Origin of the sequence: Streptomyces sp. 7-21, from assembly GCF_016741785.1 — a bacterium.
Taxonomy (GTDB): domain Bacteria; phylum Actinomycetota; class Actinomycetes; order Streptomycetales; family Streptomycetaceae; genus Streptomyces.
On sequence record NZ_JAERRL010000012.1, the window covers coordinates 70,582 to 95,128 of the forward strand.

The window sequence follows — 24,547 nt, forward strand, 5'->3', positions numbered from 1 at the left end:
GGCGACGGCTCACGCGGGCGTCCGCACCTGGTGGCGTGCGCCGGGGTCTTTTCGCTGCCTTCCTGTCTTCTTCGCCTGCTCGTTCGCCCTCTCGTTGTCCCTCTCGTTCTCCCTCTCGTGCACCCTTTCGTTCGCCCTCTCGTGGCCGTTTCCGCCCGCCGCTCCGGTGTGCGCGGGTGCGCGCGGCTCACATCGGCATGCGCAGGACGGCCGGCCCGCCGGGGACCCGCACCTCCAGCGCAACGATCTCGTCAGGCCGTAGCGGCGTGCCGACGGTCATCCGCGCCGTCTCACCGGGCATGGCCTGCCAGCGGGCCAGTTCACGTTCGGTGCCGTCGTTCTCGACGGCGATCAGCGTGTAGGTGATCGGCTGCCCGGGGCGCTCGGACTCGCCCGCGCCGTAGGCGCACTCCATGCTGACGCGTGAGCCCTGACCGGTGTCCGCGAGGCTGACGCTGGCCTCGACCGGGTAGGGGCCCAGCGGCGTCATCGCCGTGCTGTCCCGGGCCCCGCTTCCCCCCTCCGGACCCGCGCCCGGCGCCCAGCCGAAGGCCAGCACGAGCGCCAGGCAGGCGGCCAGGGCCACGGCGGTGGCGGACAGCGCGGCCACCAGGCGGCGGCCCCGGCGGCGCCGGGCGGTGACGCGTTCCACCAGGGCCGGCAGCAGGCCGGGAGGCGGCGGGGGCAGCGGCGCGGGCTTGGCGCCGTGCCCTGTGCCGCCCGCCCCGTTGCCCTCTGCGTTGCCCTTCGGGGTGCCCGCTGGGGTGCCCGCTGGGGGAAACGGGTCGCGGGAGAGCGCCAGCAGGCCGGGCAGCCCGGCGAGTTCGCGCACGGCGCGGGCGCAGTCCGCGCAGCCGGCGAGGTGGGCCTCATAGGCGGCGCGGTCCCGGGGCGACAGCGCGCCGAGCACGTACGCGGCGTCGTAGGTCCGGAACGGGTCGTGCGACGGGCCCTGCGGGGCGGTGCCCGAATCTTGCGTGCTCACTGGCCAATGCCCTTCTCTTGCAGCACCAGGCGCAGCGCGCGGAGCGCGTAGTGCGTCCGGGACTTGACCGTGCCCTCGGCCACGCCGAGGCGGGCCGCCGCCTCGGCGACGGAAAGGCCCTGGTAGTAGCACAGGGAGATCACCTCGCGGTGCCGCGGGGCCAGTTCGGCCAGCGCGTCGGCGACGAGGAGGCCCTGGACGGCGCGTTCGATGTCGTCGGGCGCCGCGGTCTCGGGTGGGGTGTCGGTGGTGACCTCGGCGCGGGAGGCAGCCGAGCGCCAGCCGTCGATGACGATGCGCCGCGCCACGGTGAACAGCCAGGCCCGGGCGGAGCGCGCGGACTGGTCGAGCACCGAGGGGTGGCGCCAGGCGCGGAGCAGCGTCTCCTGGGCGACGTCCTCCGCGCGTGCGCGGTCGCCGGTCAGGCGGAGGGTGAACGCCCAGAGCGCGGCGGCGTGCTCCTCGTGCAGTGCGCGCATCAGCGCTTCGTCGGTCTGCTCGCTCACGGCGCCCGCCCGGAGCGGACGACGGATGTGCGGCCGGGCATTCCGGGCTCCCTCCTCGCGCGTGGGGCTGCTACCTGTGACACGAGGCACGGGGGTGTCTGGTTCGACGCGTGGCCCGGGTCCGGTTGGCTGGTGGCGCGAGGGCACGGTGAACCGGAGCCGGGGCGGTTTCGTTGAAAGAGGTATGACTGAGACCCCACACATGCCACAGCCGACGCCACAGCCGGCACGGACCAGCCGCCGCGCCGTTCTGCTGTCCACCGCCGCGGGTGCTGCGGGCACGCTGGCCCTGGCGGCGTGCGGCAGCGATGACTCCGACGAGCCGGAGGGCGGCTCGAACAGCGAGGGCTCACAGGAGACGAACGGGACCGAGGGTTCGGACGGGTCGGACTCGGCGGGGGAGCCGCTGATCGCGGTCGATGAGGTGCCGGTCGGGCGGGCCACCGCCGTGACGGCGCCGGACGGTGAGGAAGCGTTCGTCTTCCGCGCCGACGAGTCGACCGTCGCGGCGTTCAGCGCCCTGTGCACGCACCAGGGATGCGCCGTGCTGGCCGAGGGGGCGGAGCTGCACTGCCCGTGCCACGGCTCGGTCTTCGACGCGGCGACCGGCGAGGTGCGCAACGGGCCGGCGCAGGAGCCGCTGCCGTCGATCCCGGTGCGGGTGGAGGGCGACCAGATCGTCACCGGCTGAGCGTTCCCCGCCGCAGGAAATACTCAACGTAAGGCTCTTGGCGCAACTGATTACGTTGTGTATTCTGATTGCTGTGAGTAACGATCTGGTTGCACTGCGGGGCAGTGCCGCGTGCCGGGCGCCGCTCGGGGGACGGCGCCCGCACACTGCCCGCCGCGGCCCGCGTCCGGGCCTCGCCCGGGGTGTACGCCGTCATGTGCCGGTCCGGCACCACCCCATGGCACGTCAGGCGGGGTGCGGCGGAGCTCCGGTGACGTCGCGTGCATGCCGTCTCCTGCCTCCTGCGGCCTGCCGTCCACGGCTGCCGGGTTTCTCCGCGCGCCCAGGCGACACGCGGAGCGTGTCCGAGATCACCAGCCGCGGTGGCCTCCTGATATGTCACCCATCCGGTGGCGCAAATGGCCGTAATACGGGACGACAGTCCCTTCTGTCACTCGGATGAGGGATGCGGGCCGTGTAAGTTCCGGCGCGAGCGGTACGAAGGGACGAGAAACGGTGAACAAGAAGCTCGCGGTGCTGTCCGGTTGCGCGGCGCTGCTGCTCACGCTCTCCGCGTGTGGCGGCGACGACAACGACGAGGAGACCGAGGCATGGGCCAGGAGCGTCTGCAACCAGATCCGGCCCCAGGTGGAGCAGATCCAGTCCGCCACGACGGCCATCACCGAGGCCAGCGAGGGCGACCGGGACCCCGAGGAGGTGCAGGAGACCGACTCCACGGCCTTCCAGGACATCTCCGAGGCCTACCGCTCAATCGCCCAGGCGGTGGACGACGCGGGGGATCCGCCCGTTGACGACGGGGAGCAGCTGCGCCGCGAGGCCGTCAGGGAGCTGCGCGGCATCTCCGACTCCTACAACGAGCTGAAGGAGACCATCGACGGCCTGGACACCTCCGACCAGGCTGAATTCGCCGACGGGCTGACACAGATCGCCGACCAGCTGGCGGAGCTGGGCGAGAGCGGTGACGACGCGCTGAACGAACTCCAGGAGGGCGAGCTGGGCGAAGCCATGGCCCGGCAGCGCGGATGCCAGAGCCCTTCGAACGACGGGGACGGCGACGGGAGTTCGGGCGAGGAGACGGCCGGCCAGGGCGGCAGCGGCGAGAAGACCGAGACTGAGGAAGAGGACGAGGACGAGGACGAGACCGGGTCCTGACCCGGGGGCGGGCCGCCCCGGCGCGCCACGGTCGGACGGGGCCGCGGCCACGGACGACGCCGGACGACAATGTCAACCGTGATTACCGACGACCTCCCCACCCCCGGCCCGGGCGCCGCCCGCCTGCGGGACGCTCTGCTGGCCGCTTCGTTCACCCCCGACGGTCTGCTGGAGCTGCTCGGCGCCACCGCCTACGCGGCACTGGCACGCGGCGAGCGCGTGCCCGCGCTGCTCGCCACCCGCGGTGAGCAAGGGACCCTCGCCACGCTCGTGCGGCTGTTCCTGCTCCGCCGCGCCGTGCCCGAGGAGCGGGCGCGAGCGGCGCTGCCCGAGGAAGCGTTCACCGACGGGTGGGTCGTGCCCGGCGAGGGCGGGACGGTGCGGGCGGCCGTGGACGTGCGCCCGTTCGCCGCCGAGGGGCCGGGGGAGCCGGCCGACTGGTGGGTGGTCTCCGATGCGGGCCGGGAGGCGGGCAGCGAGGTGGTCCTCGGGGTCGGCGGTGCCTCGATGACGCTGGCCCAGCTCACCGTGCGCGACCCGGTGGCCCGGGCGCTGGACCTCGGCACCGGCTGCGGCATCCAGGCGCTGCACGCCTCGCGCCACGCGGCGCACGTCACCGCGACCGACGTCAACCCGCGGGCGCTGCGCATGGCCGCCCTGACCATGGCGCTGTCCGGGGCGCCGGAGCCCGACCTCCGGCAGGGGCCGCTGTTCGAGCCGCTGGGCGGGGAGCCGCGCGACGAGTCAGAGGCGTTCGGGCTCATCGTGTCGAACCCGCCGTTCGTCATCTCCCCGGCCGCCGCCACGGCGGGGCAGCGCCTGACCTACCGCGACAGCGGTATGGCGGGGGACGAGCTGTGCCGCACCCTGGTGCACCGCTCGGCGGCGTACCTCGCCGACGGCGGCTGGTGCCACGTTCTGGCGAACTGGCAGCACGTCGAGGGCGAGGACTGGCGCGAGCGCCTGGCCGGCTGGGTGCCCCCGGGCTGCGACGCCTGGATCGTGCAGCGTGAGGAGCAGGACGTCGCCCAGTACGCCGAGCTGTGGCTGCGCGACGCGGGCGCCCACCGGGGCGACCCGGAGGTGTACGAGAAAAGGTACGAAGAATGGCTCACTGAGTTCGCCGCACGGCGTACCCGTTCCGTCGGCTTCGGCTGGATCACCCTGCGGAAGTCAGCGGCGGCCGCCACCCGCCCCGCCATCACCGTCGAGGAGTGGCCGCACGCCGTCGAGCAGCCGCTGGGCGAGACGATCAAGGCCCACTTCGCGCGCCAGGACTTCCTGCGCGGGCGCGACGACACCGCGCTGCTGCGCGCGCGTTTCCGCCTCGCCGACGGCGTGACCCAGGAACAGGTGGGCCAGCCGGGCGCCGAGGACCCCGAACACGTGATCTTGCGGCAGCGGCACGGCATGATGCGCGCCCGTGCGGTGGACACCGTCGCCGCCGGCTTCGCCGGCAGCTGTGACGGCACACTCGTCGCCACTGCAATCCTGGACGCCATCGCCCAGCTGCTCGGCGAGGACGAGGCGGCGCTCCGCGCCCAGGCTCCGACGTGGCTCCGCCCCCTCGTTGAGCAGGGGTTTCTCGTCCCTGTTCCCTAGGCACCACCCGCGCCGGGGACCGGCGCGCCGTCCCGCCGCGTGACCGTTCACGGACAACATGCCGGGCGGTCTTCGAGCAGCGGGAATGCGCGGAGTCGGGTTACCGTTCGAGATGCGTTGTGGGGTATTCCCATTTGACACGGAGGCGGGAGGTACCGTCACACTCCGCACCGACAGTACTGTCCCCGGGCTGGAGAGAAGAGCGAGAAGAGAAGTGTCCCCGACCGATGAGTCCGCGAACGGCGGACGGCGGCTCGTCATCGTCGAGTCACCCGTCAAGGCTGAGACGATCAAGGGCTACCTGGGCCCCGGTTACGTGGTCGAGGCCAGCGTCGGGCACATCCGCGATCTCCCGAACGGCGCCGCCGAGGTGCCTGCCAAGTACAAGGGCGAGCCGTGGGCCCGCCTCGGCGTCAACGTCGACGAGAACTTCCAGCCCCTCTACGTGATCAACAGCGCCAAGCGGGAGCAGGTCAAGCGGCTCAAGGAGCTGCTCGCCGACTCCGACGAGCTCTATCTCGCCACCGACGAGGACCGCGAAGGAGAGGCCATCGCCTGGCACCTCAAGGAGGTGCTCAAGCCCAAGGTCCCCGTCCGCCGCATGGTCTTCCACGAGATCACCCGGGACGCCATCCGCGAGGCGGTCGAGAACCCGCGCGAGCTCAACCAGCTTCTCGTCGACGCCCAGGAGACCCGCCGCATCCTCGACCGCCTCTACGGTTACGAGGTCTCGCCCGTGCTGTGGAAGAAGGTCATGCCGCGGCTGTCCGCCGGCCGCGTGCAGTCCGTCGCCACGCGCCTGGTCGTCGAGCGCGAACGCGAGCGCATCGCCTTCCGCTCGGCCGACTACTGGGACCTCACCGGCACGTTCGCCCCCGCATCCGCCGAGGGCACCTTTGACGCCCGCCTCACCAGCATCAACGGCCGCCGCGTCGCCCAGGGCCGCGACTTCGGCCCCGACGGCCAGCTGAAGAACCCCGGCCAGGTCGAGCAGCTCAGCGAGGACTCCGCCCGCGCGCTCGCCGACGCCCTCGCCGAGACCGCGTTCACCGTGCGCTCGGTCGAGTCCAAGCCGTACCGCCGCTCCCCCTACCCGCCGTTCCGCACCACCACCCTCCAGCAGGAGGCCTCGCGGAAGCTCGGCATGGGTGCCAAGGCGACCATGCAGGTCGCCCAGCGGCTGTACGAGAACGGCTTCATCACCTACATGCGGACCGACTCCACCACCCTGTCGGACACCGCGATCGCCGCCGCGCGCTCCCAGGTGACGCAGCTGTACGGGGCCGACTACCTCCCGGAGCGGCCCCGCGTCTACGCCAGCAAGGTGAAGAACGCCCAGGAGGCGCACGAGGCGATCCGCCCCTCCGGCGACCGCTTCCGCACCCCCGCCGAAACCGGCCTGACGGGCGACCAGTACCGCCTGTACGAGCTGATCTGGAAGCGCACCGTCGCCTCCCAGATGAAAGACGCCGTCGGCCAGTCCGTCGCCGTCCGCGTCGGGGGCACCAGCGCCGACGGCCGCGACTGCGAGTTCAGCGCGACCGGAAAGGTCATCACCTTCCACGGCTTCCTCAAGGCGTACGTCGAGGGCTCTGACGACCCGGCGGCAGAGCTCGACGACCGTGAGCGCCGTCTGCCTCCGGTCGCCGAGTCCGACCCGCTGACGGCCACGCGGATGTCCGCTGACGGGCACTCCACCAAGCCGCCCGCCCGCTACACCGAGGCCACGCTCGTCAAGGAGCTGGAGGAGCGCGAGATCGGCCGCCCCTCCACGTACGCCACCATCATCGGCACCATCCTCGACCGCGGCTACGTCTTCAAGCGCGGCTCGGCTCTGGTCCCCTCCTTCCTGTCGTTCGCCGTCATCAACCTGCTGGAACGGCACTTCAGCCACCTGGTGGACTACGACTTCACCGCGCGTATGGAGGACGACCTGGACCGCATCGCCACCGGCGACGCGCAGGCCGTGCCGTGGCTGCGCCGCTTCTACTTCGGCGAGGACGGCCCGGACGGCGACGGAGACGGCGGCGACCACCTGGCGGGACTGAAGGACCTCGTCACCGATCTCGGCGCCATTGACGCCCGGGAGATCTCCTCGTTCCCCGTCGGCGAGGGCATCACGCTGCGCGTCGGCCGTTACGGCGCGTACGTCGAGGCGCCGCCGGAGAAGGAAGGGGAGCCCGGCAAGCGTGCCGATGTGCCCGATGACCTGCCGCCCGACGAGCTGACGGTCGACCTCGCCAAGGAACTGCTCGCCAAGCCGAGCGGCGAGGTCTCGCTGGGCACCGACCCCGAGACCGGCCACGAGATTGTCGCCCGGGCCGGCCGCTACGGCCCGTACGTGACCGAGGTGCTGCCCGAGTCCGAGACCAAGGGCCGCGGCAAGTCGGCGCCGAAGCCCCGCACGGCCTCGCTGTTCAAGTCCATGTCGCTCGACACGGTCACGCTCGAGGACGCCCTCAAGCTGCTGTCGCTGCCGCGCGTCGTCGGCGTCGACCCCGAGACCGGCACGGAGATCACCGCGCAGAACGGGCGCTACGGCCCCTACCTGAAGAAGGGCTCAGACTCCCGCTCCCTCCAGAGCGAGGAGCAGATCTTCACCATCACGCTCGACGAGGCGCTGGCCCTCTACGCCCAGCCCAAGACGCGCGGCCGGGCCGCCGCCCGCCCGCCGCTGAAGGAGCTCGGCGAGGACCCGGCGACCGGCAGACCCGTGGTGGTGAAGGACGGCCGCTTCGGCCCGTACGTGACGGACGGCGAGACGAACGCCACGCTGCGCCGCGACGACGACCCGGAGACGATCACCCCGGAGCGTGGTTTCCAGCTGCTCGCGGAGCGGCGCGCCAAGGGGCCCGCGAAGAAGACCGCCAAGAAGGCCGCGAAGACGACCGCGGCCAAGAAGACCACGGCGAAGAAGACGGCGGCCAAGAAGACCACCGCCAAGAAGACCGCGGCCAAGAAGACCACCGCCAAGAAGACCGCGGCCAAGAAGACCACCGCGAAGAAGACCGCGGCCAAGAAGACGGCCACAAAGACGGCCGCGAAGACGACGACGGGAAGTACGCCCGAGTAGGGGAGTAGCCTCACCAGCAACGGTCCGCGACACAGCGGCCGTTACTCGATTGAACGTTCGGGTGGGTCGCCCCCGGACTCCGTGCGAAGGTTACGCTGACCGAATGACGCGAGCAGAGCAACCACAGGTTGTTGACCCCGCCGTCGGCGGCGCCACCGACGAGGCGCTCGCCGCCGGCTCGCGCGAACGTGCGCGCCGCGCCCTGCTTCAGGTCCCGGCGCTGCGCCGTCTGTGGGAGGCACAGTTCACGGGCGGAGTCGGCGACGTGCTGGCCGTCCTGGTCTTCCTGCTCCTCGGCTGGGAAGCGGCGCTCCACGTCACCGCGGACGGTGACCAGCTCTTCGGAGGCGACTACCAGGGCGTGGCCCTGGCCCTCACCCTCCTCATCGCCGTCCGGCTGGTGGCGACCGTCCTGGTGGGCGCCGTGCTGCTCGGCCCGGTCAGCGGGCTGCTGGCACCAGCCGGACCGCTCGACCGCCGCTGGACCATGGTCGGCGCCGACGCGTTCCGCGCCATCCTGCTGATCATCGCGCCGCTGTGGATCGACTGGGTGCCCGACAGCGCCTACGTCTACCTGCTGCTGTCGGTCTTCCTCACCGGAGCGGCCGAACGGGTGTGGACCATCGCCCGCGACAGCGTCTCACCCCAGCTGCTGCCGCCGCCCCCGCCAGAGGGCGCCGCCATCCGGCCGCTGCCCGACCACCACGAGGCGCTGCGGCGGCTGTGGCTGCGCAGTTCCTTCCTGGCGCTCCCCGTGGCCGCCGCCGCGCTCGTCGGCGCCACGCTCCTCAGCAACCTGCTCGCCACCGGCATCGACTGGTTCGGTGACCACCAGGCGGCTTTCGCCTCCTACGTCGCCGCGGGCTGCTTCGCGGCCGCCCTGTCCGTGGCCTCCACGCTGAGCCTGCCCAGCAGCGAGTCGGCCCGCCGCCCGGTGTCCCCGCTGGAGGGCCTGCGGCGGCCCGCCGCCGGGACCGTGCCCGAGCGCGGCCGGACGGGCGCGATCTCCGTCCTCGTCCTCGGCTGCGCCGCGCTCGCCGCCGGCATCGCCGCGGCCGTGTCCCTGGGTGTCCTGCACGCCCGCGACCTCGGCGGCGGCCCCGTCACGTTCGGCCTGCTGGTCCTCGGCCTGACCGGCGGCGTCACCGCGGGCATCCGGCTCGCCCCCAAGATGCTGCCCCGCCTCACCCGGCGGCGGCTGTTCGCTCTGACGCTCGCGCTCACCGGCCTCGGCCTGTTCGGCACCGGCCTGATCTCCGACCCCGCGACCGTGCAGTTCACCGCCCTGGCCACCGGCATCACCGCCGGCGTCGGCGCCCGCACCGGGCACGTGCTGCTCGACCAGGAGACCGAGGAGTTCCGCAGGCCGCGGCTGACCCAGCACCTGCACGCCGTGGTGCGGGTGGCCATCGCCCTCGCCGCCGTCGCCGCGCCGCTGGCCGCCGCCCTGATCGGCCCTCACCGCGTGGACCGCGGCGACTTCACCATCCACCACGGCGGCGCCGCGTTCACCCTCATGATCGCCGGCGCCCTGCTGCTGCCCGTCGCCGCGCTGGTGCTCGGCCGCACCGACGACCGGCGCGGCACCCCGCTGCGCCACGACCTCAGCGTCGCGCTCCGCGACGTCGCCGAGCGCGGCCCCGAGGTGTCCGCCAAGGGCTTCTTCATCGCCGTCGAGGGCGGCGACGGCGCGGGCAAGACCACCCAGACCGAGGCGCTCGCCGAGTGGATCAGGTCCAAGGGCCACGAGGTCGTCGTCACCCGGGAGCCGGGCGCCACGCCCATCGGGCAGCGGCTGCGCGCCATCCTGCTGGACGTCTCCTCGGGCGGCCTGTCCCACGAGGCCGAGGCGCTGCTGTACGCGGCCGACCGCGCCGAGCACGTCGCCAGCGTCATCCGCCCGGCCCTGGAACGCGGCGCCGTCGTCATCACCGACCGGTACACCGACTCCTCCATTGCCTACCAGGGCGCCGGCCGTGACCTGGAGCCCGCCGAGGTGGCCCGCATCTCCCGCTGGGCGACCGGCGGCCTGGTGCCGCACCTGACGATCCTGCTCGACGTCTCGCCCGAGACCGCCAGGGAACGGTTCACCGAGGCGCCGGACCGGCTGGAGTCCGAGCCGCACGAGTTCCACCAGCGGGTGCGCGCGGGCTTCCTGGCGCTGGCCGCCTCGGACCCCGCCCGCTACCTCGTCATCGACGCCGGGCAGGACCCGGAGTCCGTCACCACCGCCGCCCGCCACCGCCTCGACCAGATGCTGCCGCTGTCCGAGGCCGAGCTGCGCGCCCGCGAAGAGGCGCGCCGCAAGGCCGAGGAAGAGCGCAAGCGGCGCGAAGAAGAGGAACGCAAGCGGCGCGAGGAAGAGGAACGGCGCGAGCGCGAGCGCCGCGAGGAGGAGGAACGCCGCGAACGCGAGCGGCAGGCCGAGCTGGCCCGGCTGCGCGCCGAGGAGGAGGAACGCAAGCGGCGCGAGGAAGAGGAGCGCCGCCGCGCCGAAGAGGCCCGCCGGGCGGAGGAGGCGCGCCGCCGGGCCGAGGAGGCGCGCCGCCGGGCGGAGGAGGAACGCCGCCGCCTCGAAGAAGAGGAGCGCAGGCGCCGCGAGGAAGAGGAGCGCCGCCGCAAGGAGGCCGAGGAAGAGGCCCGGCTGCGCGCCGAGGCCGAGGCGCGCAGGCTGGAGAAGCAGCGCCGGGCCGAGGAGGCGCTGCGCCGCGCCGAAGAGGCCCGCCTGGCCGCCGAGGACAGCACGGCGACCGTCCAGCTCCCGCAGATCCCGGCGTCCAACCCGGACAACGAGGAGACCGAGGTCCTGCCGCTCCCCGGCGCCGACGACGCCGGTGAGACCCGGCCGCTGCCGCGCGTGGCGGACGAGCCGCCGCAGGACCGTGAGCGCCAGCGTCCCGCCTGGGCGGAGGAGACGCCGCTGGACGATGCCCCGACCCTGGCCGACGAGCTCCTCGGCCCCTACGAGGACCCGGAGGACGACGAGGACTCCGGCGATGGCAAGGGCGGCAAGGGCAAGCGCCGCTGACCACCGCTGCCGTCCGGGGCCCGGCACCGCGTCACCACAACGCGCTGCCGGGCCCCGTGCCGTGCGGCCAGCCCGGCAGCGGCGATCCGCTCCGCCTCGGCCGCGGCGTGCAAGCCGGCGCCGGCGGCGCCGTGCCAGCCACCGGGACGGTGCCCCCGGACACGGCCCCCCGGACACGGGCGGCCACGACCAGCTTCCTGCCACCCCAGCGTGTCGACGGTTACTCGTCGCTGCGAGCGTGACTGCCCTCACTGTCAGTGCCCTGCCGCACAATGGTCACCAGCGCACGAACCCCCCTGAGAGCACGCGGAGGCAGCGATGGCGGTCTGGGACGACCTGGTCGGCCAGGAGCGCGTGGTCGAGCAGCTCGCGGCCGCCGCGCGCGACGCCGACGCCTACGTCACCGCCGTGGACGGCGGCGAGGAGCCCGCGCTCACCGGCTCCTCGATGACGCACGCCTGGCTGTTCACCGGCCCTCCCGGCTCCGGCAGGACCACAGCCGCCCGCGCCTTCGCCGCCGCCCTCCAGTGCCTCAGCCCCGACCGCGCCCTCGGCGGCCAGCCCGGCTGCGGCTTCTGCGACGGCTGCCACACCACCATGGTCGGCACCCACGCCGACGTCGAGACGGTCCGCACCGACCTGCTTTCCATCGGCGTGAAGGAGACCCGCGAGCTGGTGCGCCGCGCCCAGCTCTTGCCCGCGGGCGGCCGCTGGCAGGTCATCGTCATGGCGGACGCCGACCGCCTCACCGAGGGCGCGGGCAACGTCCTGCTGAAGGCCGTCGAGGAGCCCGCGCCCCGCACCGTCTGGCTGCTGTGCGCGCCGTCCACGGAAGACGTGCTCCCCACCATCCGCTCCCGCTGCCGCCACATCGCCCTGCGCACCCCGCCCGTGGCCGCCGTCGCGGACGCGCTCATCCGCAGGGACGGCGTCGAGCCCGGCATCGCCCACGCGGCCGCCCAGGCCACCCAGGGCCACATCGACCGCGCCCGCCGCCTGGCGACCGACGAGCGCGCCCGCGCCCGCCGGGCGGCTGTGCTGCGCCTGCCCGAGCGCGTCACCGACATCGGGGGCTGCCTGCGTGCCGCCCAGGAGCTGGTCGACGCCGCCGCGGAAGACGCCAAGCAGCTCGCCGAGGAGCTGGACGGCAAGGAGCAGGAGGAGCTGCGCGCCGCCCTCGGCGCGGCGGAGGGCAAGCGGCTGCCGCGCGGCACGGCGGGCGCCATGAAGGAGCTGGAGGACCGCCAGAAGCGGCGGGCGACGCGCACCCAGCGCGACGCCCTCGACCTCGCGCTGACCGACCTGGCCGCCTTTTACCGTGACGTGCTGGCACGGCAGTTCGGGTCGTCGACGGCGCTGGCGGGCGGCGAGAGCCAGGCGGCCGTCGAGCGCATCGCCGCCTCCTCCACACCGGAGCGGACACTGCGCCGGATAGAGGCCATTCTGGAATGCCGCCAGGCGCTCGACCGGAACGTCGCGCCCCTCCTCGCGGTGGAGGCGATGACCATGGCGCTGCGCTGATTGGCTAGGCTCACACCAACCTGCACATGCCAACGGCCCCGACGGCCTTACGGGGGGGACACATGAGATTTGCGCCTCGCCGGCACACACTCGCCGCCGCGCTCGCCCTGACCAGCGTCCTGGCGCTCGCCACCGGCTGCAACGATGACGACTCCGGCCAGGGAGCGCCGGACGGTTCCGCCTCTCCCGACGAGACCCAGGACGCGGCGCCGGACGCGCCGCCCCTGGAGCCGCTCCCCGAGGAGATCCCGGCGAACCTGCGCCCGTACTACGAGCAGGAGCTGGAGTGGAGCGCCTGCGGCCCTCCGGGCTTCGAGTGCGCCGAGCTCACCGTCCCGATGGACTATGAGAACCCCGACGACGGGCAGGACATCCAGCTCGCGGTCACCCGCCGCCCCGCCGACGACGGCGGCGAACGCATCGGGTCCATTCTGCTCAACCCGGGCGGCCCCGGCGCCTCCGCCGTCGAGTTCGCCCAGGGCACGTACGAGTACCTCTTCCCGCCCGAGGTGCTCTCCGCCTATGACGTCGTCGGGTTCGATGCGCGCGGCACGGGCGACAGTGAGGCCGTCGAGTGCCTGACCGGCCCGGAGATGGACGAGCACACCCAGACCGACCGGACGCCGGACGACGAGGACGAGGTCGAGGCGCTGGCCGCCGCGCTCGAGGAGTTCGGCGAGGCGTGCCAGGAGAACACCGGCGAGCTGCTGGGGCACATCTCCACCATCGAGTCCGCCCGCGACATGGACGTGCTGCGCGCGGCGCTCGGCGACGAGCAGCTCCAGTACTACGGCGCCTCCTACGGCACCAAGCTCGGCGCCGTGTACGCCGGGCTGTTCCCGCACCGCGCCGGCCGCCTGGTCCTGGACGCGGCCATGGACCCGCGGCTGCCGACCGTGGACACCGACCGGCAGCAGGCGGGCGGGTTCGAGACGGCGTTCCGCTCGTTCGCCGAGGACTGCGTCACGCGCAGCGACTGCCCGCTCGGCACGCAGGACGCTGACGCCGCCTCCCAGGCCCTCCAGGATTTCTACGCGCAGGTGGACGCGGAGCCGCTGCCCACGGGCGAGCCGGACCGTCCCCTGACCGAGTCCCTGGCCGCCACGGGCGTCGCCCAGGCCCTGTACGCGGAGTTCCTCTGGCCCGATCTGCGCAGCGCGCTGTCCGCGGCCATCGAGGACGGCGACGGCAGCGGCCTTCTCGCCCTCGCCGACTCGTACAACGAGCGCGAGCCGGACGGCACCTACGGCACGATCATGAACTCGTTCCCGGCGATCAGCTGCCTCGACAGCCCGGCCGCCGCCTCCAGCCCGGACGAGGTCCGCGAGCTGCTCGACTCCTACGTGGAGGCGTCCCCGACCTTCGGCGTCGACTTCGCCTGGGCCACCCTCCAGTGCGGCCTGTGGCCCGTCGAGCCCACCGGACAGCCGGTCTCCATCGCGGCTGAGGGCGCCAACGACATCCTCGTCATCGGCACCACCCGCGACCCGGCCACTCCCTACGCGTGGGCCGAAGGGCTCGCCGACCAGCTGTCCTCCGGCGTCCTCCTCACCTACGAGGGCGACGGCCACGGCGCCTACGCCATGGGCAGCACCTGCATAGACGAGGCGGTCAACACCTACCTCCTTGAGGGCACCAGCCCCGAGGACGGCCTGGTCTGCCACTGACCCGCCTGCCCCTGACCCCGCCCACCGGGTACGGGGTCAGGGGCACCCCGCGGGGCATGTAGACTATTCGCGCACATGCCGCCTTAGCTCAGTCGGCCAGAGCGACGCACTCGTAATGCGTAGGTCGTGGGTTCGATTCCCACAGGCGGCTCAGCAATAGCCCAGGTCAGCTAGCCAGTGACCTGGGCTTTTTCTTATGCGCTGCCCTTGCGTGCCTGCCGGGCCACGCGCGCCGCGATCGGCAGCCAGGCGCGGCTCCAGGCGGGCGCCATCTGGATCACCGCTGTCAACGGCACCAGCAGCGACCCGCTGCCGTTGGGCGGGGCGAAGCGGTCCGGCCTGGGGCGCGCGCACGGTACTGAGTCATCGGCGCCTGCACGGAACCAAGGCAGTCGAGTCGGCCGTCCGTGCCCGACCGGACTGCCGCGTCCTCGCTCATGCCGGTGGCGGAGGGCGGCGCGCGGCCGGGCCCCGCACCGGCGGTGCCGGGGCGGGGCGGTTGAGCGGTGGCGTGCTGGCGCGTTAGAAGTCGTACACCCCACCGGTGGCGACGGCAGCGCACATGCGGTTGGTGTAGGTGTCGCTGAAGTCGACCGTGCGGCCACGCCAGGTGCCGGTGGCGGTGATGGTGACGGGGTCCCACTCCGAGGTGCAGTACGCGGGCCGGTCGAGGGCTTCGAAGTTCCCGTCTACCGCTGCGAGTTCGGCGCAGGCGAGCTTCGGGTCGGGGTGGTCGCCGCCGGCGGGGTCACACTCCAGCGTGACGACCGTGGTGGGGTTCCGCTCGTCGGGGTACTCGGGGAGTATCGACAGCGTCAGTTCGGACTCGGCCGCGGTGGTGGCGGGGGCGGCCGAGGCGGCGGGGGCGAGTGCCATGGCCGAGACGGCGGCTACGGCGACTCCGGCGGCCGCCAGCGGCCGTGAAGCTCTCCGCGACCACCGCGGCCGGTGTGATTCCTGGGGTCTCAGCGGCTCGAACATGGTGTGTTCCCTTCTCGCAAGGGCCGACCCATGGAACGGCACTCACGCAGCGGCTCGTCCGGTCCGCTCGCGACGTGCCTCTTTACTCTTCCTTTCCCTCTCGGTCGCTGGTTCATCCCAGGAAGCACACCGGGTGGGTGCCGAAATACTGTGTGGGGTAAGGGAGTTGGGGAGCTGGTCGGGTCGGAGCGCTTCGGCTGGCCGCCGGCACCGCAACCGCCGGTCCCGGCCTTCGCCCACGGGTGACGACAGCGGCCCTGGCGCGCGCCAGGGCCGCTGACAGGCCGGGGTCAGTAGCCGTAGATCATCCGGTACGCGACCTCCGGCAGGAAGTCACCGGCAGCGGAGCCCGCTCCGACGCCGCAGTCGCCGTCAGACTCACCCGGAGTCTTGATCCACAGGAGCATCTCGGCGCCGCCGCCCTCCTGGGTGGGGGTGCCGATCCGGCGGCCGGCCGGGTTGCACCATTCGCCGTTCGAGCCGTTGCCGTTGCGGCTGGTGTCGATGACGAACGGCTTGCTGTAGCCGTACCGCTGGCTGAGCACCTGGTTGAGCTCGTTGCCGTAGGCGATGTTCTCGTCGGTGGTGATGTAGTTCGAGACGTTCAGGGAGAAGCCCCGCGCCAGGCTGAGGCCGGAGGCCTGGAGCCGGTCGGCCATCGTCGAGGCGTCGACCCAGCCGGGGTTGCCCGCGTCGAGGTAGACCCAGGCGTTCGGCGCCAGGGAGTTGAACTGCTGGAGCGCGTTGGTGAGCATGTTCTGCCGCTCGGCGATCTGGTCGTCAGACATGCAGCTGAAGTCGCCGAGCGCGTCCGGCTCGAGCACGACGACGGCCGGCCGGTCGCCGACGCCGCGGGCGAAGGCCTCGATCCAGCTGGCGTACGCGGTCGGTGACTCGGCGCCGCCGCCGGAGTGCCCGCCGCAGGCGTCGCGGCCGTACATGTTGTAGGCGACGAGGATCGGCAGCTTGTCCTCGGCCGCGGCGGCCCCGACGTAGGAGCTGGTGGCGGAGTAGATGTCGCCGCTCCACGACCCGAACCAGCGGGCCATGGGGACGCTGGCGATGGACTCGCTGATCGCCGCGGCCCGTCCGTCACCGGGGTTGGACGCCGCCCAGACCGCCGGGCTGGAGTCGGGGTCGACGTAGAAGCCGCTGGTCATGGCGGTCGGGTCGGACGCCGCCTGGGCGGACGGCTGCGTGGTCAGGAACAGCGGCAGCGCGAGGACGGCGGCCACTGCCCCGCGGAGGAGTCTGCGCATGGTGGACCTCATTCGTGGGGGTAACAGCGCCGCGCGGCGTTCGTCCTACGGCCCGCGACGCGAGGACGGGTGGAGCGGTGACGCCCGGCGGTGGCGCTCCGGGCGCGCGTGCCAGGCCGGGAGCGCCGGGCATTTTGGAAGCGCTCCCAACTCTGGAGATTCAAACGGATGTTCCGTGGCTATGGTGTGAGCGCAGGTCAGCACTGTCAAGGGTCGCGTCATAACGGGACGTCACCGGGGTGCGTGCGCTGCGAGTGCGCCCGAAAACTGGAAGCGCTCCCAGTCGTTCCCAGCGGCCTGTGCGAGCGAGGAGGAGTGACCGCCCATGACGCACACGCCACGTCGGAGGCCCACGCTGGACGAGGTGGCCGAGCGGGCCGGCGTCTCCCGCTCGGCGGCCTCGCGCGTGCTCAACAACGCGCCCCACGTCAGCCGCGAGAAGCGGGAGGCGGTGCTGCGCGCCATCCAGGAGCTCGGCTACGTGCCGAACCCGACCGCCCGGGCGCTGGCGGCGCGGCAGAAGAACGTGGTGGCCCTGGTCATTTCGGGCGAGGCGCCGTCGATCTTCGCCGACCCGTTCTTCGCCCGCGTCATCGTCGGCGCGTCCGCCGCCCTGGAGGAGGCCGGCCTGCACCTGATGCTCTGTCTCGCGGCGTCCGACCGCAGCCGCCGCGGCCTGGCGGAGCTCCTGCACGCCCGGGGCGTCGACGGGGTGATGCTGATGGCGGTCCGGGAGAACGACCCGGTGCTCGCCATCGTGGGGGAGGCGGCGGAGGTCCCCGTCGTCTTCGGCGGACGTCCGGTGGGCGACGAGCCGCCGTGGTACGTGGACGTCGACAACGCCGGCGGCACCCGCCAGGCCGCCGAGCACCTGCTCGCCCGGGGACGGCAGCGGGTGGCCATGCTCTGCGGCCCGCTGGACACCCGCGTGAGCCGGGAACGCTACCGCGGCTACCGCGAAGCCATGATCCTCGCCGGACGCGAACCGCTCAGCCCGGTGTGCGGTGACTTCACCGAGCCCGGCGGTGCCTTCGTCATGGCCGAGCTGCTGGAGCGGCACCCGGAGGTGGACGGGATCGTCGCCGCCAACGACAACATGGCGGCCGGGGCGCTGCGCGCGCTGCGCGGCGCGGGGCGCGCGGTCCCGGGCGATGTCGCCGTGGTGGGCTTCGACGACCTCGACGTCGCCCGCATCGCTGACCCGGCGCTGACGACGGTGCACCAGCCCATCCAGGCGCTGGGCAGCGAGATGGCCCGGATGCTCGCCGCGCTCATCGCCGGCGAGGAGCCCAGCCCGCTTCTTCTGCCCACCCGTCTGGTCGTGCGCGCCAGCACCTGACGCCCGGGCGGCTGGCGGGCCGCAGCGCGCGACCGGCTCCGGCCGGAGGTGACAGCAGCCCGTTCGACTTCGGACATCCCGGCTCATTCTGTGTCATCACACAGTCTCCTCAGCGTCTATACACCGCGTGTATACATGCCGTGTATAGTCCTCCTCGTGGCGACTGCATACCTCGTACCGATCAAGACGGCTGCCGCGCTGTTCCCGCTCTGCCTGGCGCTGCTCCTGCTGCCCACCGCGATCACGCTCTACCGCCGGCACGGCGTCATCACGCGCTGGCGGACCCTGTCCGTCTGCGTCTTCGGGTACTACGCGCTGACCGCGTTCTGCATGACGATCGTGCCGCTGCCACGGGACCGCGCCGGGATGTGCGTGCGGTACGCCGACGTGGCCGACCCGCAGCTGGTGCCGGGGAACACCTTCGGCGACATCTGGAAGGAGGCCGGTCACCGCGTCACCTTCGGCGACCTGGTGCTGCACAACCCGGCGGTGGCCGGCGCCCTGCTCAACCTGCTGCTGCTGCTCCCGCTCGGCGTCTTCCTGCGCTGCCACGCCGGCCGCGGCCTGCGGCAGACGGCCGCCACCGGGCTGGGCGTCTCGCTCTTCTTCGAGCTGACGCAGTACACCGGCCTGTGGGGGGTGTACCCGTGCCCGTACCGCCTCTTCGACGTGGACGACCTGATCCTGAACGCGTCGGGCGCCGCCCTTGGCTGGCTGGTGGCGGGTCCGGTGGCCCGCGCCCTGCCGTCGCTGGAGTCGCTGGACGCGCGGGCGCTGGCCGATGGCCGGGTGCCGCTGGGGCGGCGGCTGACGGCGCTCGCGGTGGACCTGGTCGGGTGCGCGGTGACGGCCGTGGTCGTCGTGCTGGGCGAGCTGCTCACGGGGCTGTCCCAGATGCTGGCGGGCGCTCCCCTCGACGAGCGGTGGCAGATCGTGGTGGTGTACCTCGTCTGGTTCGTCGCGCTGCCGGTGCTCACCGGGGCCACGCCCGGCAAGTGGCTGCTGCGGCTGCGGCTGGTCCGCAGCGACGGTTCGCAGCGGCCCGCCCCGCTGCGGCAGGCGGTCAGGGCGCTGCTGCTCAGCATCGTCGTCTGGCCGCTGACCGCCGCCGGGCTGCTGGTGCTCGGTCTGCTGATCTACGAGCCGTCGGTGATCACGCTCGCGGTGTCCGTCCGCCGGGTGGACGCCGAAACCGTCCGGGAGCTGGTCGAGGGCAACCACGGACTCATCGCCGTGGCGGTGCTGTGCGCCGGGGTTCTCGGCTGGTACGCGCTGTCGGTCCTGGGCGGTCCGGGGCACCTGGGCATCCACGAGCGGATCTCCGGGGTGCGGAACGTGGCACTGCCGCCGACGCGCCCGCCCGCGCCCGTGCCGCAGGAGCGCCCCCAGTCCGGTCCCGCGACGACGCCGGACGCCCCGGAGGCACCCGGCGCAGGCGCCGGCGAGCCGCCGAAGTCCGAAGCCCGCGAACCGCTGGCGCTGGCGCGCCGCTAGCGCTGGCCGGACCGTCCGGCACGAGGTGGATGGAGGCCGGCGAGTGGGCAGGCACGGGGAGATTGTACGGAGTGAGTCCTCACTCATTGACGGAGTGAGGACTCACTCCGTACTCTTGCGGCCATGAGTGCAGCCAAGAAGAACGAGACCACCCGCCGGCGCGCCCCCGCCATGTCGCCGGAGCAGCGCCGCGAAATGATCATCCAGACCGCGATCCCGCTGATCACCGAGTACGGCGCCGCCGTGACCACCGCGAAGATCGCCCGCGCCGCGGGCATCGGCGAGGGCACGATCTTCCGGGTCTTCGCCGACAAGGACGAGCTGCTGCGAGCCTGCATAGCCGAGGCGCTCTCCCCCGAGCACGCGACCCGCGAACTCAGCGCGATCGACGTGTCCCAGCCGCTGTCCGACCGGCTGGTGGAGGCGGCCGAGGCGCTGCGGGCGCACATGGACAGAATGGGCGCGGTCGTCGGCTCGCTGCGGCATCTCGGCGGCAAGCACCCCGGCACGGAGCGCGGCGCCGGCCGCCATGAGTCGACGACCCGTATCTGCGCCGCTCTGGCGGAGCTGCTGGAACCCGACAAGGGCTCCCTGCGCCGGCCGCCGGAGCAGATCGCGGCCCTCTTCTTCGGGCTGCTCTTCACCCGGCCGCTCACCCAGGAGGAGCCCGACCTGTCCCCGCGGGAGCTGGTTGAGGTCTTCCTCCACGGGGCGCTGGCGGAAGGCGCCGCGTGAGTGCGCGGCAGCGGCGCCTGACGGCGACGGCGCTGGCTGTCCTGGCCCCGGTTCTGGTGTGGCTGGTGACGGACCCACTGCTGGGACACCGGCTGCGGATCACCGACGGCGAGCAGACGCTCGACATCGGCGCCGCGCCCGTGGCGGTCGTCGCGCTGCTCGCGTCGCTCCTCGGCTGGGGACTGCTGACCGCCCTGGAGCGGTTCCGGGTACCGCACGCCCGCGCCGTCTGGACCGGGGTGGTCGGCGCCGTACTGGCCGTCTCGTTCCTGCCGCTGACCGGCGACGGCATGAACGGCGGCGCCCGGGTCTCGCTCGCCCTGATGCACCTGGCGGTGGCGGCGGTGCTGATCCCGGGGCTGGGCGGCGGCTCTCGCGGAGCGGGAGCCGGTGCCGCCACGGGCTGACGGCCAGCACCCGCCGCGCCCCGGGGAACCAGGGAGGAGCCAGGGAGGAGACAGGAAGGCACCAGGGAGGTACCGGAGAGGCACCAGAGAAGGAGGCGCAGCCGCTCAGGGCGGCCGCACCCGGGGCCGCCCGGGGCCGGGCCGCCGGGTGCGTACGCAGGGCCGGAAAACGACGGGGACCCGGCGTTCGCCGCGCGGGCGAACGCCGGGTCCGTGCCGCCACCGGAGGGGCTACACGCCGGGCCAGCCGGGCCAGGGCCAGCCGGGGCCGTCGTCGTCCTCGTCGTCATCGGGATCCCAGCTGGTGGTGTCCAGCCAGGCGGCGCGCTCCAGCAGCCACTCCTCGAGAATGTCCACCTGCTCCTGCCAGGTCTCCGAGACCGGCGTGATGAAGGCGCTGACGAACGGAGAGGAGAGGTTCGGCCACTTCTCGAAGTTGCGCTCCGCGGCGTTCACCAGCGGTGCCGCCAGATCGGCGATGCGGCTCTGGAGCGCCTCGTCGGAGAGCAGCCCCTGGCGCAGCTCCTGCCAGCGGGAGTTGACCTGCTCGGTGAACTCCGGGATGTTCATCAGCTGCTGGTACCAGTCGTTGGCGATCGGGTACCGGGTCTGCTCGAACTGCCAGCCGGCGGTCTCCTGGTTCTCGAAGTAGCCGCCGACGCCGAAGGTGAGGTCGTAGTCCCACAGCGGGCCCGCGGTGATGGGCTCCTCGCGGTCCTTGTAGAAGTAGGTGCTGCGGATGTACGAGTCCATCTCGCGCGACAGCTCGTTGAGGATGACCTGGTCGGCGAAGGAGCCGGTGTCGATGTAGGCCGGGTACCCGGTGTCGGGGTCGGTGGGATTCTCGCTGTGCAGCGCGTCGTGGAACTCCTGCACGTACCCGGCGAGCCAGTCCAGCTGTTCCGGTTCGAGGTCGTCCGGCTCCTTGACCTCCAGGTCCTGCCAGCAGGTGTCGCTGTCGCCCGTGCACGGCAGCGTCGGCTCCTCGGCGGCGGCCCACTCGGAGGCGAAGACGTAGCCGCCGGTGACCTCGGGCGGCGTGAGGTCGTCCTCGTCCAGCTCCGCGAGGTCGAGCCGGTCAGGGGTGATCTTGATGGTCTCGAGGATCATGTAGACGCCCTGGTAGTCCTCGGCCGTCACCGGGCCCCCGTCGAGGTTGATGTAGGCCTCGACGAAGCGGTAGCGCGGCGCCGCCAGCCCCATCTCGCGGCCCAGGTCGTAGACGAGCGCCTCGCGGATCAGGCTCTTGTCGGTGAACGGCCCGCGCAGCACCCAGTCGGAGTCGGCGGGCATGCCGAGGAGGGGCAGGTCGACGTCGTCGTCCTCGTTGTCCCACAGCTCCAGCCGGTAGGGGGCCTTGTCGAACGTGGAGGAGGACTGGCCGCGCAGGCGGAAGCCGGCGCGGGAGGAGAGCGTCGGGTCGTCGGTGACCGTGACGGTGCCGTCCTCACCGGGCTCCAGGAGCATGGCGGCGACGTCCTGGTACTCCTCGCGGCCCGGCTTGCCGCCGCCGTAGGCGTCCAGCACCAGCACCGGCAGGTCGTGGGCGGTCTCGGCGGCTCCGGCCTCGGCGGCGACGTACAGGGCCGTGCCCAGCTCGCCGGCGGGGGCGCCGTCGACGAACGGCTGGGCGCGCAGCTGCGTGGTGGCGGTCAGGTGCAGCGGCTCGCCGTCGTAGGCGTCCGACTCGGCCGTGGGGACGGTGCCGTCGGTGGTGTAACGGATCGTGGCGTCCGCCACGGTGGTGGACAGGGAGACGTCCAGCGCCTCGGTGAAGGTGCCGCTCGGTTCGGAGAACTCGATGTCCCCGGTCAGGTCGGCCTGCTGGAGGGCGGTGGCGGCGGCCGGGGCGGCGGTGCGGTCGCCGGTGGCGTCCGCTGGCGTGCCGGTCACGAGCGGGGCCGCCGCGGCGAGGAGGGCCGTCGCGGCCGCCCCGCGCGGGGACGCCCATCGTTTCTGCTTCCGTCGTGTGCGCACAGCGCTACACCTCACTTTGTGTCACGTCGTAGGGATCGGGGGAGGCCGGGCCGGGCCTCCCGGGGCGGCAGGTGGTGCCGGGTGGTGCGTGATGTGCGGGTGAGGTGCCCCGCCGCCGGGGGTCAACGGGCGGTCGCCGCGTCGGTCAGCCCGGGCAGACGGGCCTCGGACAGGGGCACCTCGCGGCGGACACCGGGCGGCATGTAGCGCCGCAGGGTGCGCCGCCAGGGCGTGGCGGGCAGGTGGGGCCGGAGGGCGGCCAGACCGGTGGTGTACTTCGACATCCGGCAGGGCCGGTACCGGCTCCGCCACAGCAGCCGGTCGACGAGGCAGATCCCGCCGCTCGTCTTGGTCTCGACGACCGCCGTGTCGGGCAGGCACAGCGCGCGCTCGCCGTCGTACCAGGTCAGCCCGAGGTCGATGGTGACCCGGCTGTCGGTCTCCGGCAGGTGGAGCGTGGTGCGCCGGTAGTGGGTCGTCATGGTCCACGCGAAGGTGAGGCCGCGGCTGGCGACGACGCGGCTGTCGGTCAGCGTGGCGTCGACGAAGGAGCGTCCGGGCGCGAGGGTGGTGTGGTCGCTGAGGGAGTAGGGCAGCCGGTGCTTGACGGTGTCGCCGCGGCGGCCCCTGACCTTGACCTCCAGCCAGCACTCGCCGGACGACTCGTAGACCCGGGTGCGGAGCTTGAAGCGCCGGGGGCGGCGGTAGGCCGCCATGCGGTAGGCGAGGAGGTCGGGGGTGTCGAAGTACAGCGAGCGGTAGGCGAAGTCGCGGGCGCCGTCGATCTCCAGTACGCGGGTGGTGGGAGGCAGCAGCGTCAGCAGGGTGCGGACGTCGCTGACCGGGAGGAGGTACTTGCGGTCGACGCGGGTCTGGAGAGAGGCGCGGGCGACGAGCTCCTTCAGGCTGGTCGGCGGCAGTTCGGCGAGCGCGGGGCCGAGGGACGGTGACGCCGTGGCGGCCTCCCGGCGGGCACTCACGGCTGCACCGCCGCGGGGCTGTGGGGCGCCGCTTCGACGCGGGGCTGGGCGGGGGGCCGCGGGCTGGCGCCGGGGGCGGAGCGGTAGCGGACGTCGACGACGGTGGTGTCGTTGACCAGGTCGAGGCGCTGGACGGAGACGGAATGGACCCGGTTGCCGAGGACCTGCTCCAGGTGGGCCACGAGGGCGGCGTGGTCGGGTATCGCCTGGTCGAGCACGATCACCTGGCGGCGGTGCTGGCGCAGCAGGCGCGGGTGGTCGCCGACGAACAGCACGGCCAGGATGACGGCCATCAGCGCCGCGGAGCGCCACTCCTGGTCGGTCTGCCAGGCGCCGAGGATGCCGAGGGCGAGCGCGGAGAAGTAGTAGGCGACCTCGTGCTGGTCGAGTTCGGTGGAGCGGAGCCGGATGATCGACAGCACGCCGAAGAGCGCCATGCCCAGGCCGAGGCCGGTGGCGGATCCCCCGGCGGCGGTGAGCGAGCTGGCGACGGCGAGGACCCCGATGTTGACGCCGAGAAAGGCGACCACCAGGTCCCGGCGGCGGTGCCGGGGGAAGTACAGGGCGAAGACCAGGACTGACACCGCGACGATGTCGCTGAGCCAGAGGGCTAGCTGCGGCATATCGCGTCCTTCCCGTAACGACGGTGTGTGGGGGGCGGCAGAAAGGTGAATCAGCGATGGCCAGCTGGTGACGTGCACCCGTCAGAAAACCGTACGGGCGGTGACGGTCCGCCACCACGGCGCTTCCTGGCCGAACGCGGCCTGGAAGAGTGCCTGGTCAGGGGCGGGCGGCGCGCGGCGCGGCGCGGCGGCGCCGGGGCGGATGGTGGGAATGTGGCAGATCAGGGCGGTGGTGGCGGGTGCGGAGGGGCCGCCTCCGGAAGTGGCTGGGAACGATCGGTTCGGCGCCGCCGTCGAAAGATTCCCGGAAATTGTTACGGCGGCCCCGCAGCGGCGCTGCGGCTCGCTCAGGAAACTTGCCGTGCTCAGAGCCCCGTGTGGCCGTCGGGCGCGCGACGCGGCGGCGCGGGCGCTGCGGGCGTGACGTCCATACGTACCGGAAATCTTCCGGTAATGTTCGGGCGCCGCCGGGCCGGATCCGCTGGCCGAGACGTGACGCGACGACGGGCGGGAAAAGCGGGAAAAGG

18 protein-coding genes and 1 tRNA gene are annotated in these 24,547 nt (G+C 72.9%); 12 read left to right on the top strand and 7 right to left on the bottom strand.

Annotation, left to right across the window (positions count from 1 at the left end; translation table 11 throughout):
- Positions 1 to 187 precede the first annotated feature (187 nt).
- Positions 188 to 985 (bottom strand): zf-HC2 domain-containing protein, encoded by a 798-nt coding sequence (locus JK356_RS16285; protein ID WP_201868777.1) that lies wholly within the window; start codon positions 983 to 985, stop codon positions 188 to 190.
- Complete coding sequence (locus JK356_RS16290; RefSeq protein ID WP_307815645.1) at positions 982 to 1,491, bottom strand: sigma-70 family RNA polymerase sigma factor; 510 nt, start codon at positions 1,489 to 1,491, stop codon at positions 982 to 984. The genes JK356_RS16285 and JK356_RS16290 overlap by 4 nt, the downstream gene beginning before the upstream one ends.
- A 202-nt stretch (positions 1,492 to 1,693) precedes the next feature.
- On the opposite strand from JK356_RS16290, the gene JK356_RS16295 reads away from it, so the two are divergent.
- From JK356_RS16295 to JK356_RS16330, 8 genes are all read left to right on the top strand, one after another.
- Positions 1,694 to 2,182, top strand: a complete 489-nt coding sequence (locus JK356_RS16295) for a ubiquinol-cytochrome c reductase iron-sulfur subunit (protein WP_201868780.1) — start codon at positions 1,694 to 1,696, stop codon at positions 2,180 to 2,182.
- A 495-nt stretch (positions 2,183 to 2,677) separates the two neighbouring features.
- On the top strand, positions 2,678 to 3,334 hold the full coding sequence (locus JK356_RS16300) for a small secreted protein (RefSeq protein WP_307815646.1): 657 nt from the start codon (positions 2,678 to 2,680) through the stop codon (positions 3,332 to 3,334).
- Positions 3,335 to 3,403: 69 nt separating this feature from the next.
- Complete coding sequence (locus tag JK356_RS16305; protein WP_201868782.1) at positions 3,404 to 4,936, top strand: methyltransferase; 1,533 nt, start codon at positions 3,404 to 3,406, stop codon at positions 4,934 to 4,936.
- 214 nt (positions 4,937 to 5,150) lie between these two features.
- Positions 5,151 to 8,009 carry a type I DNA topoisomerase gene (topA, locus tag JK356_RS16310; protein WP_201868783.1) on the top strand — a complete coding sequence of 953 codons (2,859 nt, stop codon included), beginning with the start codon at positions 5,151 to 5,153 and terminating at the stop codon, positions 8,007 to 8,009.
- Between the two features lie 103 nt (positions 8,010 to 8,112).
- Positions 8,113 to 11,037, top strand: a complete 2,925-nt coding sequence (gene tmk / locus JK356_RS16315; RefSeq protein ID WP_201868785.1) for a dTMP kinase — start codon at positions 8,113 to 8,115, stop codon at positions 11,035 to 11,037.
- Between the two features lie 318 nt (positions 11,038 to 11,355).
- A complete protein-coding gene (locus tag JK356_RS16320) occupies positions 11,356 to 12,558 on the top strand; it encodes a DNA polymerase III subunit delta' (RefSeq protein ID WP_201868787.1) in 1,203 nt (400 codons plus the stop codon).
- A gap of 62 nt (positions 12,559 to 12,620) precedes the next feature.
- Positions 12,621 to 14,225, top strand: a complete 1,605-nt coding sequence (locus tag JK356_RS16325; protein ID WP_201868788.1) for an alpha/beta hydrolase — start codon at positions 12,621 to 12,623, stop codon at positions 14,223 to 14,225.
- Between the two features lie 77 nt (positions 14,226 to 14,302).
- Positions 14,303 to 14,376: transfer RNA gene (locus tag JK356_RS16330), tRNA-Thr, on the top strand.
- Between the two features lie 371 nt (positions 14,377 to 14,747).
- Here JK356_RS16330 and JK356_RS16335 read toward each other — a convergent pair.
- On the bottom strand, positions 14,748 to 15,101 hold the full coding sequence (locus JK356_RS16335) for an SSI family serine proteinase inhibitor (protein ID WP_201868789.1): 354 nt from the start codon (positions 15,099 to 15,101) through the stop codon (positions 14,748 to 14,750).
- Between the two features lie 395 nt (positions 15,102 to 15,496).
- On the bottom strand, positions 15,497 to 16,465 hold the full coding sequence (locus JK356_RS16340; RefSeq protein ID WP_201868795.1) for a glycoside hydrolase family 6 protein: 969 nt from the start codon (positions 16,463 to 16,465) through the stop codon (positions 15,497 to 15,499).
- Positions 16,466 to 16,790: 325 nt separating this feature from the next.
- Here JK356_RS16340 and JK356_RS16345 point away from each other — a divergent pair, with 325 nt between their 5' ends.
- The 4 genes from JK356_RS16345 to JK356_RS16360 all read left to right on the top strand — a co-directional run bounded on the left by JK356_RS16345 (position 16,791) and on the right by JK356_RS16360 (position 20,440).
- Entirely contained in the window at positions 16,791 to 17,804 is a 1,014-nt protein-coding gene (locus JK356_RS16345; RefSeq protein WP_201868796.1) for a LacI family DNA-binding transcriptional regulator, read from the top strand.
- A 156-nt stretch (positions 17,805 to 17,960) separates the two neighbouring features.
- Positions 17,961 to 19,298 carry a VanZ family protein gene (locus JK356_RS16350; protein WP_201868797.1) on the top strand — a complete coding sequence of 446 codons (1,338 nt, stop codon included), beginning with the start codon at positions 17,961 to 17,963 and terminating at the stop codon, positions 19,296 to 19,298.
- Between the two features lie 123 nt (positions 19,299 to 19,421).
- Positions 19,422 to 20,033, top strand: a complete 612-nt coding sequence (locus tag JK356_RS16355; protein WP_201868798.1) for a TetR/AcrR family transcriptional regulator — start codon at positions 19,422 to 19,424, stop codon at positions 20,031 to 20,033.
- The gene (locus JK356_RS16360) at positions 20,030 to 20,440 is read left to right on the top strand and encodes a DUF6069 family protein (RefSeq protein ID WP_307815647.1); all 411 of its coding nucleotides are present in this window, start codon (positions 20,030 to 20,032) and stop codon (positions 20,438 to 20,440) included. The genes JK356_RS16355 and JK356_RS16360 overlap by 4 nt, the downstream gene beginning before the upstream one ends.
- A 231-nt stretch (positions 20,441 to 20,671) precedes the next feature.
- Here JK356_RS16360 and JK356_RS16365 read toward each other — a convergent pair whose 3' ends face one another.
- The 3 genes from JK356_RS16365 to JK356_RS16375 all read right to left on the bottom strand — a co-directional run bounded on the left by JK356_RS16365 (position 20,672) and on the right by JK356_RS16375 (position 24,020).
- On the bottom strand, positions 20,672 to 22,417 hold the full coding sequence (locus JK356_RS16365; RefSeq protein WP_201868803.1) for a CotH kinase family protein: 1,746 nt from the start codon (positions 22,415 to 22,417) through the stop codon (positions 20,672 to 20,674).
- Positions 22,418 to 22,539: 122 nt separating this feature from the next.
- Positions 22,540 to 23,397 carry a polyphosphate polymerase domain-containing protein gene (locus JK356_RS16370; protein WP_307815648.1) on the bottom strand — a complete coding sequence of 286 codons (858 nt, stop codon included), beginning with the start codon at positions 23,395 to 23,397 and terminating at the stop codon, positions 22,540 to 22,542.
- The gene (locus tag JK356_RS16375; protein ID WP_201868805.1) at positions 23,394 to 24,020 is read right to left on the bottom strand and encodes a DUF4956 domain-containing protein; all 627 of its coding nucleotides are present in this window, start codon (positions 24,018 to 24,020) and stop codon (positions 23,394 to 23,396) included. The genes JK356_RS16370 and JK356_RS16375 overlap by 4 nt, the downstream gene beginning before the upstream one ends.
- Positions 24,021 to 24,547 lie beyond the last annotated feature (527 nt).

Bases quoted from the DNA above. Each gene is read 5' to 3' on its own strand.
- JK356_RS16295 (WP_201868780.1), top strand. From the start codon at position 1,694: ATGCCACAGCCGACGCCACAGCCGGCACGGACCAGCCGCCGCGCCGTT.
- JK356_RS16305 (WP_201868782.1), top strand. From the start codon at position 3,404: ATGTCAACCGTGATTACCGACGACCTCCCCACCCCCGGCCCGGGCGCC.
- tmk (WP_201868785.1), top strand. From the start codon at position 8,113: ATGACGCGAGCAGAGCAACCACAGGTTGTTGACCCCGCCGTCGGCGGC.
- JK356_RS16320 (WP_201868787.1), top strand. From the start codon at position 11,356: ATGGCGGTCTGGGACGACCTGGTCGGCCAGGAGCGCGTGGTCGAGCAG.
- JK356_RS16325 (WP_201868788.1), top strand. From the start codon at position 12,621: ATGAGATTTGCGCCTCGCCGGCACACACTCGCCGCCGCGCTCGCCCTG.
- JK356_RS16335 (WP_201868789.1), bottom strand. From the start codon at position 15,101: ATGGCACTCGCCCCCGCCGCCTCGGCCGCCCCCGCCACCACCGCGGCC.
- JK356_RS16340 (WP_201868795.1), bottom strand. From the start codon at position 16,465: ATGCGCAGACTCCTCCGCGGGGCAGTGGCCGCCGTCCTCGCGCTGCCG.
- JK356_RS16345 (WP_201868796.1), top strand. From the start codon at position 16,791: ATGACGCACACGCCACGTCGGAGGCCCACGCTGGACGAGGTGGCCGAG.
- JK356_RS16355 (WP_201868798.1), top strand. From the start codon at position 19,422: ATGAGTGCAGCCAAGAAGAACGAGACCACCCGCCGGCGCGCCCCCGCC.
- JK356_RS16375 (WP_201868805.1), bottom strand. From the start codon at position 24,020: ATGCCGCAGCTAGCCCTCTGGCTCAGCGACATCGTCGCGGTGTCAGTC.